At 38.5% G+C, this 9,777-nt stretch carries 11 protein-coding genes and 2 pseudogenes; 11 read left to right on the top strand and 2 right to left on the bottom strand.

All coding sequences use genetic code 11. From position 1 onward, the window contains the following. From ABZA00_RS14590 to ABZA00_RS14560, 7 genes and pseudogenes are all read left to right on the top strand, one after another. Nucleotides 1-206, top strand: a 206-nt coding sequence (locus ABZA00_RS14590) for a hypothetical protein (protein WP_372882890.1), incomplete at its 5' end; no start/stop codon positions are given. Further along, nucleotides 158-292 (top strand): hypothetical protein, encoded by a 135-nt coding sequence (locus ABZA00_RS14585; protein ID WP_372882892.1) that lies wholly within the window; start codon nt 158-160, stop codon nt 290-292. The genes ABZA00_RS14590 and ABZA00_RS14585, both read left to right, overlap by 49 nt. Nucleotides 293-515: 223 nt before the next feature. Then, nucleotides 516-890, top strand: coding sequence for an IS200/IS605 family transposase (gene tnpA, locus ABZA00_RS14580; RefSeq protein WP_372882889.1), 375 nt, complete (start codon nt 516-518; stop codon nt 888-890). Between the two features lie 849 nt (nt 891-1,739). Then, complete coding sequence (locus ABZA00_RS14575) at nt 1,740-2,048, top strand: hypothetical protein (RefSeq protein ID WP_372882888.1); 309 nt, start codon at nt 1,740-1,742, stop codon at nt 2,046-2,048. Then, a pseudogene (gene tnpB / locus ABZA00_RS14570) lies at nt 2,045-2,394 on the top strand (IS66 family insertion sequence element accessory protein TnpB). Before ABZA00_RS14575 ends, tnpB (ABZA00_RS14570) begins: the two are co-directional and overlap by 4 nt. Before the next feature lie 48 nt (nt 2,395-2,442). Continuing rightward, nucleotides 2,443-3,762 (top strand): annotated as a pseudogene (locus ABZA00_RS14565) (IS66 family transposase). Beyond that, nucleotides 3,762-3,890 (top strand): transposase domain-containing protein, encoded by a 129-nt coding sequence (locus ABZA00_RS14560; RefSeq protein WP_372882891.1) that lies wholly within the window; start codon nt 3,762-3,764, stop codon nt 3,888-3,890. The pseudogene ABZA00_RS14565 and the gene ABZA00_RS14560 overlap by 1 nt, the downstream one beginning before the upstream one ends. A 30-nt stretch (nt 3,891-3,920) precedes the next feature. On the opposite strand, the gene tnpB (ABZA00_RS14555) is transcribed toward ABZA00_RS14560, so the two are convergent. Together tnpB (ABZA00_RS14555) and ABZA00_RS14550 are read right to left on the bottom strand one after the other, a co-directional pair. Beyond that, nucleotides 3,921-4,121, bottom strand: a complete 201-nt coding sequence (tnpB, locus tag ABZA00_RS14555) for an IS66 family insertion sequence element accessory protein TnpB (RefSeq protein WP_372882887.1) — start codon at nt 4,119-4,121, stop codon at nt 3,921-3,923. Further along, complete coding sequence (locus ABZA00_RS14550; protein ID WP_372882886.1) at nt 4,121-4,435, bottom strand: hypothetical protein; 315 nt, start codon at nt 4,433-4,435, stop codon at nt 4,121-4,123. The genes tnpB (ABZA00_RS14555) and ABZA00_RS14550 overlap by 1 nt, the downstream gene beginning before the upstream one ends. A 167-nt stretch (nt 4,436-4,602) precedes the next feature. Between ABZA00_RS14550 and ABZA00_RS14545 the strand changes: the two genes are divergently transcribed. Genes ABZA00_RS14545 through ABZA00_RS14530 form a run of 4 tightly spaced genes read left to right on the top strand, consistent with a single transcriptional unit; the run spans nt 4,603 to nt 9,455 of the window. Beyond that, complete coding sequence (locus tag ABZA00_RS14545) at nt 4,603-5,286, top strand: hypothetical protein (protein ID WP_372882885.1); 684 nt, start codon at nt 4,603-4,605, stop codon at nt 5,284-5,286. Between the two features lie 8 nt (nt 5,287-5,294). After that, nucleotides 5,295-7,448 carry a hypothetical protein gene (locus tag ABZA00_RS14540; protein WP_372882884.1) on the top strand — a complete coding sequence of 718 codons (2,154 nt, stop codon included), beginning with the start codon at nt 5,295-5,297 and terminating at the stop codon, nt 7,446-7,448. Between the two features lie 6 nt (nt 7,449-7,454). Further along, a complete protein-coding gene (locus ABZA00_RS14535) occupies nt 7,455-8,471 on the top strand; it encodes a hypothetical protein (protein WP_372882883.1) in 1,017 nt (338 codons plus the stop codon). Nucleotides 8,472-8,504: 33 nt separating this feature from the next. Then, nucleotides 8,505-9,455, top strand: a complete 951-nt coding sequence (locus ABZA00_RS14530; RefSeq protein WP_372882882.1) for a hypothetical protein — start codon at nt 8,505-8,507, stop codon at nt 9,453-9,455. The last annotated feature ends 322 nt before the right edge of the window (nt 9,456-9,777 follow it).

Raw genomic sequence — 9,777 nt, 5'->3', positions numbered from 1 at the left:
GGCGTTTTGCCAATGGCACGGCCGTTCAACATTTTCAACAGGCCCTGTCGCTCATCGAAAAGCAATCGGATCGGCCCAGCGAGCCATTTTTCCGCGCCAAAATTGGCCTCGGGCAGACACTTAAATTTTTGGGAAATTATACGGAGATAAAGACTACATCAGTAAAGCATTATCGGGTGAACTGCTGGATAAAGGTGTTGAGTTAGTAATCACTATTCGTAAAAACATGAAAAAGAAATTTATTAGTCTCCTAACAAGGTTAAAACCATCGGCTTTAGCCGGTCAGCTTTAGCTATAATATCTGTACAGGTATTCAGTTTGGGGATGTGAATGGATTATCGATATGGCAGCCATACGGTTTTTAAAATTCAGTATCATTTTGTTTTTGTTACTAACCGACATTCCGCACTAACGCGTAATTAACTGATTTAATTAAGTTATTTTTTATACTTTATTCGTCAGTCAAAGATCAAAGTTCTTTTATATCATACAGTTATATAATATAGGTGCGGAAAGTGGGTACTAAATATAGGTATCAAGTTTTAAAAGGTGATGTTGGATTGAAGGTTAGAGAATTGATCAGGCAAACATGTAATGCTTTTGAAATTGAGATTTTAAAAGGAGTTGTTAGCAAGGATCATGTTCACCTATTAGTTTCAGCTCCACCGAATATGGCTCCCAGTGAAATAATGAGAAGAGTGAAGGGCAGATCCTCATCGAAATTGTTTGAAAGTTTCCCAGATTTAAAAAAGCGCTACTGGGGACGTCATTTTTGGGCAAGGGGATATTTTTGTGTAACATCTGGGGATGTTACCGAAGAAATGATTAAAGAATATTTAGCCCATCACTTTGAGCCTAAAGCTGATGATAATTTTAGAACAGAGAGCTAAAGCAACGGGCCTTTGACCCGTATCCGGACTTTAGTCCATAAATCCATAAATCCTAACCCACCTACCCTACTTTAGTAGGTGGTTGTTGAGTTTTATTAAAATTTGACTAGATGTTCTTATAGAGTAATCTTGCAGTAGCCAAAATCCCAAACTAAACTAAGTATGGTGATACAGTAGATTTGGTTACCTAAATTGTAATAGAGGTATGTACCGAAAATTTAAATTTAGAGCAGGGTAGCGTGTTAAAACTGAATTGCGATTCGTTACATTCAGGCAAAGTTCACAAGATGGGGTAAAAATATGAAAAAATATAATGTATTAATGATGACATTTATAATTTTTTTTCCATTAACTCTCTTCGCTGCTAATTATTCAACTTATGAGCCCCCAAGGATCGACGGTTACAGAGTTGATGCGTGCACCCTTGAGTATGGTAGCGCTAACTGCTCCCAATGGGGTAAAGAGCAAGCCGCTAGTGCCTTTTGTAGGAGGATGGGGGCTCGAAGTGCAACAAGATGGTCTTGGATGCATTATGGGGATAGAGACATTGGTACTTATCGGTATAAAATATATCGACAAAATGGTCGCGATAGAAGTGTTTGGGAATATTGCGCTCAATGCAGCGCAGCGCAGACTAAAGTAGAATGTGTGAAATAACCGAACAAATAAGGGGGCATCCGCACGGCAAGATCATTATAAATTTTGATGTAAATTGAACTTTTTATCCAAGTAGCGATCAGATATCTATATACTAACAATTAGCTATTTGATGAGTAAGCGCCTAATTAAACCCACATACTAATAAGTTGCTGAATTTGCCATGCTTTCCTTTTTAAGGAGAGCATCATTATGGCAACTGAACGACAAACTTATTGGCAAGGCATTATTGATACACAAGCAGCAAGTGGATTAACCAAAGCTGAATTTTTCAAGCTCAATAATATTACTGCCTCAACGTACTACTATTGGTTTAATAAACTTAATAGGAAAGCAGCAACGAGCAGCCAAAAAATACTTCCGATCACTATCACCCCTCAGCCACCTATCCCATCCTACCAAACTGTTGAACTGCTGTTGCCTAATGGGTACCAATTATCCTTTGAGGATGCTATTGAGCCAGCCAACCTTAAACAAATATTAAGGGTGTTACTCTCATGAATCCACAGGGCGATATTTATCTAGTGACCGGCAACACGGACATGAGAAAGTCGATTAATGGCTTGTCGCTGATGGTCAGTGATGTGCTGGAAATGGATCCGCTTAGCCGTGCTTGGTTTGTTTTTTGTAATCGTCTACGTGATAAATTGAAAATACTTTTTGGGATACCAATGGTTTTTGGCTGTATTACCGTCGCCTGGAAAAAGGCCGCTTTAAGTGGCCTGTTATTACCGATGAGTTGGAAGCTATCACGATCACGCAACACCAGTTGAACTGGCTGCTTTCCGGGTTGTCATTAACCGTGAAAAATGCCCATCAACCTTTATTTGACAAGGTAAACAGGTGATCTTTACTGATCTTTTTTTTAGCACTTGAACGATCCTTTTTTCCTGTCATGATGGAGACTGAATCCGAGTTGAAGATTATTTGTGCAGAAAATATAACGCTCAAAGATAAACTTGAACGGGCACTTGCTCAGCCCAACTTAAATCGTGCTAAACGCTTTGGCGTGCAGACTGAAAAAGCCGCCAAAGGCACCTTTAATGAAGCCGAGCAACATGCCAGCGCTTCACCGGCTCATCATAAAAAAGGCCGTCAAGCACTGCCCGATGAATTAACAAGAGAAGTCACAACTTACGTGATTGATGAGCCCATGTCTGATGATTGCGGCCATGAGCTGCATGCTTGCGGATTTGAAGAGAGCGAACAAGTTAAGATAGTGCCTGCACACATTAGTGTGATCAAACACCGTTGTACAAAATATGCTTGTCGGCATTGTGAAAATACCACGACAAGCAGCAAAATCATTAGCGCATCGAAACCCAAGCAACCTATCCCTGGCAGCGTTGCGAGCCCCGAGGCACTCGCGGCGGTTATTACCTCGAAATACTGTGATGCACTGCCCCTTAATCGTCAGACCGATATCCTAAAAAGAGTGGGCTTCGATATATCACGCAGCACCTTAGCGAACTGGTGTATTAAAGCTGCAGAATTAGTCGCCCCTGTGGTTGACTTATACCAGCAGCATTTACTGCGTGATAATGTCCTTTGTGCCGATGAAACAACGGTGCAAGTATTGGATGAGCCCGATAGAAAAGCGCAGCAAAAATCCTATATGTGGGTCTATCGCAGCGGACAATTTGCACCGCAGCCCGTGGTTATTTATGACTACCAACCCGGTCGAGGGCATTAATATCCCAAAGTCTTTTTCGCGGGGTATGCTGGCTACTTGCAGTGCGATGGTTACCGTGCTTATGGCTGCCTTGAATAGATTACGCTATCAGGATGCTGGGCACATGCGCGGCGTAAATTTAACGAAGCGTTGCTTGCTCAACCTAAAAAAACGGGCAAAGCTAACGTTGCTATCAGCATGATTCAAAAACTCTACGCCATTGAAAAACGCACCCAATTATTACCCGCCAAGGAGCGCCAGAAAATAAGGGAGATAGAGTCCATTCCTATTTTAGATAAATTCAAAAGATGGCTGGATGAAAGCGCACAAACTCTCCTGCCCAAAAGCTATCTGGGTGTTGCTGTATCGTACGCGTTGAATAATTGGCAGTCGTTAACGCGCTATGTTGAAAACGGTGAATTGGGCATTGATAATAATGTTACTGAGCGGGATATCCGGCCTTTTACCACGGGGAGAAAAAACTGGATGTTCGCACAATCAGTAAAAGGGCCCAAGCCAGTGCGGTGCTTTACAGTATTGTGATGACCTGCCGAGCCAATGATATTAACCCTTATTTTTATTTCCAGAAACTGTTCGAAGCATTGCCTAATCGTGCAGAAGGTGCTGATTTAAGGGATTTGTTGCCGTGGGATGCGCAGTTCAAGCCTTGATATAATTGAGCGCACTGCTTAACTGCGCGTTTACTTATCTTCCCAGAACAAGCATTTGATTTTATTGCGTCGTTTATTGGTAAAAGCGTACAGACAGCCACCAAACGGATCATGACCTAACTCAGACTCAATGATAGCACTGAGTCCACGATGGGCTTTTCGAAAATCAATGGGATCCCGGTATAAATAAACCTGAGGGAGATGTTGTGCTGGCCTGAGTGTTGGTTGCATTATCGAAGCACCTCCAACAGTTGAGCGGCAACCTTAATATTTGCAGCATCAATATCATTAAGTGTTGTTCCATCAGGTAAGGTAACCGAAAGTGTTTGCTGAGTTGCAGTAACTGTTTCGAACTGGGCAATGGCGAATCCTGAAGTGATTTTTTGCTTAGTAACCGGAGCCTGACTTTGCAGTTTGCTTTTCCAGTACCAAAACTGATTAGTTCTGAGGCCGTGCATACGACAGTAATCAGCTTGAGTTAAATCGGTTTGTTTCCAGGCATCAAGATGCTCAAGCCAGCGTTCGGGAGAGATGGTTGGTTGCATATAATAAAGGCCCTCTTAATAAATAATGACAAAAGTCATTATGGGCCGTCACTAATATTATGGAATAACGCTGACTATTAAGCGCTTACAAAGATATGAATTTTCACATTTTAGTTGAGCCCATCATACCCCCCTGATTGTGCTATACTTGTGGCAAGGAGTTTAATATGAAAGCTTATGTTGCCTCTCTCAATTTTAATTTTTCTCGGTTTGTTCTCTATGCTAGCTTGGCTGTGTTTGTAACACTTCTGATTACTGGCTGTAGTTCAAAGGTTCCTATAACCCAAACATACACAGAATATATTCCACCAATTAGAGCTAAACAAAAAGAGTGTTTGAGCAAAATACTGGAGAATCTTGAAAACTGTCAGGGGAGAGTTAGAAAGCTAGTTCAAATATGTCAAGGAGAAGCTCGTATAACAGCTGAAAGAAAGTTCGAGCAAGCACAAACAGATTATGAAATGAAGCAAACCGCGATAAAAACAAAAAATGAGGAAGAAAGAACAAACCAAAAGTTGCGATTTAATAATAAAAAACAAGAATATGAAGAATGCCTTGATAAAAAAAAGATTCGTGAACTTGACAATAATGCATCGAGTTTTACAGGACAAACAACAATCGTTTATATCGATGCGTGTATACCCCCTCAACCCTATGCTTCCCCACCTATTGGTGGTGTGGTGTATGAAATTAGCCCTCCAGAAGCACAGATCGAAGATTTTATTCAAGATGCACATTGTTATACTAATACTGAATGTAAAGATGATTATAACCGTTACTACGAAGTATGCGGTGGCTCGGTACAAACAACACGTAGGTGCTTTGCTAATTGTTCTAGTGGCTCAAAATGAAGATAATCATGTTGTTAATATTTATTTTCTTTTTTGTTGAATCCATAAACGCTGCCCAGCCTTGTTTCAGTATTAGTTGTACTAGCAAAGGTATCGAAAAAATTCAGCGAGAGGGGAAAAATGCCAGAGAAGCAGCCCAGAGAGAGGCAAAAAATACCAGAGAAGCAGCCCAGAGAGAGGCAAAAAATACCAGAGAAGCAGTTCAGAGAGAGGCAAAAAATGCCAGAGAAGCAGTTCAGAGAGAGGCAAAAAATGCCAGAGAAGCAGTTCAGAGAGAGGCAAAAAATGCCAGAGAAGCAGCACAGAGAGCTGCCATCATAAGGAGAGAGAATACACTGATAAATATTGAGAAAGAAGCCTCTCGAAGAACAAAGCAATTTAATAACATTAACACCGGTATCGTTAATAAAAGTAGGTCAGAGATAAATAGTATTAATAATTCCGCAAGTGAAAACATAGGCTATATCCAGGAAAAATCTCAACAAGAAATACAAAGAATTACAGAGGATATTGAACATACTACACAACAGCTATACCAATATGTTAATGAAAATCCTATTGATAAGGAAGGCTTAGAGTCAGCATTAGAAGCGGCACAAGAAGTCCAAAAATCTAATATTGGAAAATCCACAAGGTCATTTGGAGTACAAGTTAATAAAACAATTGATGGCATCGAGTCTTCAGAAGTGGGGGAGATCCTAGATGATGTAGGGAAGAAAGTATCGACAGAGAAAACCTTAAAAGGAGTAACCAATACCATTGATTATTGGGAATCGTCTGAAGTGGGCGAAGCAATTGATAAAGCCAGTGAAAGTGTTAATGATTATATTGATGTAAGGACAACCACCATAGATAAAAAAGTAAAGGCTGGTATGGAGGTTAATTCTCCAAATGAATGGGTGAGAGATAAAGTATTTGGAGTAAAAGCAAGAAGACATCACAATGTTACGTTGCTTCGTCAATATGGCGAAGAACACAAATGTGAACGCAATATAATGTATAAAAGACTTGGTTATTCTGCTCAGCAGGCCGCTATTCTAAATTATTTTTTGTATGGGAATGATTGTGAAAATATAAGAGATACAAAAACCGTAGATGCATTCATTTCTTTTTTTGGATCTGAGTTTAGTCAAAACTTAAAAATAAGTATTGAATCGGGGCGGTGGCTTGATGAACAGGCATTAGAGCGATTATTTTTAAGTACATTTGACAATACTTATAGAGAGTTTAATTTTATCCAAGGCGCTTCAAAAACATCTTTTATGCTAAGTAGTACTGAAAGAAATGAGAATTTTCCAAGAAGCAAACCGATTGATCTTACTGAAAATGCTATATTAAGTAACAATGGATTAAACATGGATTTTATAGAAGGAGCAAGTATATCTTCAACTGGGTCCAAGCCATCTCCAAAAAATGAGCCTTCATCAAGAATGAAATCTGATGTGCCAGAACAGACTCAACACTTTGAGCAAGCGGCAAGCTCACCTCCTCCAACACTTCGTGAAGAATGGCAAAAAAAAGAGTTTAAAGATTTACAAAAGAATACATCAAGTTTTAAATCACAATTCCAAAAAAAATTCATTAAGCCATTAATTCAAGATGCACGTACAATCATTTCAATGCATAAAAAAACTATAAATTTATCAACAGATATAGCACTAAAGCTTGGAACTGATGAGGTAAAAGGAAAAATTAAGGAACTTGTTGTAAGTGTGTTTGATAATGTGATAACCAAGGGAGTGACAGGAGCATTACTAATTAACAAAGCGATCAATACAACCTTTACTTCTTATCAGAAGGAAAATTTAAAATACGTTAAAAAAAATGATCCAACGGCAAAACCAGTTCCTGAGTATTTTGGCAGTGGAGGCTTGGCTGCTGCCGCTAAAAAGGCTCAAGAATGTGGGTGTACAGTTTGGGAAGGTATAGGTGGATTCTGGTATTTCGTTGACAAACTTAACTACTCTGTAAGCTCAAGAAGTACAAGGGTTTTACGTGGTAATTCGCAAATTTTACCTGGGAATGGTCGATCCGATAATAGGCCTGAGACATTTATAAAAGACGTACTGAAAGATTCGGTTCTTACTTTTGTAACGGAGTATTTTTCTGAAAAAATAAAAAACAAGTTGAAAAGTAGTTTTAAAGAACAATTAAAAGGATAAGTGAAAATGAAAAAATTTACGATTCTTCGTTTTTATTCAGCCATCAAGAAACAGCCCCTTAATTTTATTGTTCCATTTTTATTTATATCTATGCTCGCAGGATGCTCCTCCACTTCTAAAAGAATATTTAACGAAAAGACTTATATACTAGGCAGTACAGTGACAAAAAGTGAAGGAGAGCTTATCGCCAGTGAATTACATGGTACAGTAAAATCAACGCAAAATTGGATTGGAATTGCTAATTCAAAGGATGGCTGGGGGCCTGCAATATTTGAGTTTTCCAATGATTACTTGGAAAAAAAATTGTTCTATTTAGGTTTCGAAGAGCCTTTTTTATATTTTCTTTATAGACAATATAAAAAAGGTGAGTCAATTGCATCGGTAGAGCAGATAGAAAAATTTGTACCGTTTGATAGCCCTTTTATTCAAGTAAATGACTTTTATATTGAAGCTCTGACCATGAAAGGAACTCAAGCAACATTTAATATTCTCAGCAAAGAATCATTCGAAAGCAAAAAAAAACAATTTGCGGTATTAAAAAAAGAGCAAGACGAGCAGATTGAATTGAATAATATAATTAAGGCAACCAATCAGGCACGTAAGAAGGCATGGATTGCAAAACAATCTGCTGAATTGTTAACGCAAATCACATCAACATCAGCTGCCTTTTCAAACGTAATAAATAAATTTGAAGCCCTAGATGCAGCCTTTGTTGAAGAAGTTAAAAGGGGAAAGAGCAAAAGCGAATCAGTTGAAATCTACAGAGCCTACGAGGAAGTATTTAATAACTTTACTACATTTTTCACCCCGGTAGTAACTGCTATAAAAGCGTGGGTAGCAATGGATAACGACTTCAAGGATGCAGTAAAAGCGGGAGCAGTAAAAAAATATTTTAAGGTGGCATTAGAACTTAAAATCGCAGGTGAGAATGATTTGCAAGAAGAACGATACGAACAAGCAGCAGAAAGTTTTTGGGAAGCAAGAGAAGAAATATCTCGAATTATTGTTCATATCAAAAACTAAACCACGTCAACTCGATTATGGGCTATTCCAGTAATGAAGAAAGGAACTAAAAACAGAAAGCCAAAAACAGAATTAAAAATGCAACCTATGTATGCATCCCAGCGATTTTTATGTAAATCTTGTCGGAAGAGTTTGACTGTCCCTCTCGATCCGCAGCAAAAGCATTACCGTCGAGATATAAATGAGCCTTTATATTTATCGTTTGTAAATAAGGGGATTATTAATCGATTGCTTGATATTTATGACATAAACCCTCAAACAATTTACGGAAAAATTGATTTTTTCTATGAGCAGTCATTGTTATTTAGTCGTTATCATGAACATGAGTTGCAAAATAAATTAAGTTCATATGTCCCGGTCTTAAGCTGTGATCATCAATTTTACTTATCGAATTGGGGAGACACAGGCACTCCCATGCCAACGCGTCTCTCTAATCTTTCTACAGTGGATAATGTAACCGATTATATTTTGACTTCAACTATTAATTTTGATTTTAAAACAGACTCAGAATATGTAAAAGCTGAATATAAGCGCAAAAAAGAAGGCAGTAAACGTAATTATTATCGACGCTTTGCGCAGTACGTTTTATCTGATGAGGATGTTGAAAGTGATTCTGAAAACTCATATAAAATACCATTGCAAAGACCTAGCAAGGGCTTATTGATTTTTCAAGCTTATAGTGCTTTAGCACATTTCAATAAGGTAAAATCACTCATGCAAGATTGCGATCACTTTGTCTACTTTTTAGATAATGATTCTGGCTTTAAACAACATGTTCCTGCAATTTTTCATGAGGAAATAATAAACTCAAAGCTTTATGCTTATCTGCTAAGCTCAGATAAAAACGGTGGCGCAGACTTATTGGACGCGGGAATGTCAGAGGAATTAAAATCAAGGTTTGATGAGGTGAAAAGTGCAAATCCAGACTTAGATATAAAAGTAGTTTGGCAAAAATGTGGAAAATGCAATTTGATAGACCAGTAACCAAGGCCAAGCAAAAGTCTGAGTGGATAGTAAATCCAAATCCTCATTCCAGGTATGTCGGAGTTCAACCAATTAGCCAAAATACACCCGAATCCATTCAACAGGCTTCTATGATTTTGCAGTCTCTTTCATTAAATTCCGTCGACAATTGGTTTCAAATAATATTAAGAAGGCTTGTTAACGGCGTTTTTCAAGACAGTTGTCACTCATTAGTTAATTTTTATGCTGCTTCTTTAAGCGGCTTATCTGGGTTTAATGTCACAGCGCCAATTGCATCACAATCTTGAATATCGCCAGACCAGCGTAATGGATTTTTAGCCCT

Source organism: Psychromonas sp., assembly GCF_041586535.1.
GTDB lineage: Bacteria > Pseudomonadota > Gammaproteobacteria > Enterobacterales > Psychromonadaceae > Psychromonas.
The sequence above is the reverse complement of the archived record's forward strand: the minus strand, read 5'-3'. Positions and strand labels throughout refer to the sequence as shown.